The organism is Streptomyces nanhaiensis (genome assembly GCF_046614825.1).
GTDB lineage: Bacteria > Actinomycetota > Actinomycetes > Streptomycetales > Streptomycetaceae > Streptomyces > Streptomyces radiopugnans.
The window spans coordinates 1-1,168 of the sequence record NZ_JBKJFM010000346.1 but is presented as its reverse complement, the minus strand read 5'-3'; the positions used below and the strand labels follow the sequence as shown (position 1 = coordinate 1,168).

Annotated in this window: 1 protein-coding gene; it reads right to left on the bottom strand. The window is 71.8% G+C overall.

The genetic code is table 11. The annotated features are described in order from the left end of the window. Nucleotides 1-1,145: polyketide synthase dehydratase domain-containing protein (locus tag ACLIYP_RS30500; protein WP_412716307.1), on the bottom strand; the 1,145-nt coding region annotated here is incomplete at its 3' end. Between the last annotated feature and the right edge of the window lie 23 nt (nt 1,146-1,168).

Genomic DNA, 1,168 nt, shown 5'->3' with positions numbered 1-1,168 from the left:
GAGGTGTGTTCCAGGTTGGGGGTGTCCTCGGGTGAGGTGACGACGGCGTTGCGGGTGAGCAGCACCAGCCGGGAATCGGTGAAACGCTCGTCCGCCAGCCACCCCTGAACCAGACCCAACGCCCCGTACAGCACCTCATGAACCCGCGCGGCGAGCTTGTCGGTGTCGTCCAGCTCAGGCGTGTACGGCACGACCACCACGTCCGGAACGGCGTCCAGCATGGCCACGGAGCCCAGGTGATCGGCGGCGAACACCGTCGCACCGGCCTCTTCCAGCGACTGCCCCACCTTCAGCGGGTCCGGCCCGAGGACCGCCCAGCGCCGGGCCTCGACACAGGAGGACTCTGCCGAGGGCGTCACCCAGTCGACACGGAACACGCTGTCGTTCACGGAAGAACCGGCCGCGTCCAATTGCGCCGTAACCACCGGCCGTACGACCAGCGACTCGGCCGTGGCGACGGGCGCTCCGGCTGAGTCGGCCACGGTGACCGACACCGTGTCCTCGTCCCCAAGCGGCGCCACGCGCACCCGGAGCGCGGCGGCGCCCGCCGCGTGCAGAGTCACTCCGTTCCAGGAGAAAGGCAGCCGCGCCCGTCCCTCGCCCGCCGCAGGCAGCACGCCCAGACCCAGCGCGTGCAGCGCCGCGTCCATCAGCGCCGGGTGGATCCCGTATTCCGCGGCGTCAGCGGACTCCTCCTCCGGCAGGACGACGTCGGCGAACACTTCGTTACCACGCCGCCACGCCGCCCGCAGGCCGAGGAAGGCGGGGCCGTAGCCATAGCCCTGCTCGGCAAGCCGGTCGTAGTAGCCCTCGACCTCCACCGGCTCGGCCCCGGGCGGCGGCCACGCGCTCAGGCCGGCGTCCGGCCCCGGGGATTGCTGTGCCGGAGCCAGGGTGCCGGTGGCATGCCGGGTCCACGGCTCGTCGCGGTCCGCGTCCTGCGCCCGTGAGTGCAGGTTCAGCTCACGCCGCCCCGAGCCGTCAGGCGCGCCCACGTTCATCTGCACGTCGACCCCGCCCCGCTCAGGAAGGATCAGTGGGGCTTCGAGGGTCAGTTCCTCTATGGTGTCGCAGCCGACGTGGTGGCCGGCCTGGAGGGCGAGTTCGAGGAACCCGGTGCCGGGCAGCAGCACGGTTCCGGCCACGGCATGATCCGCCAGCCAGGGGT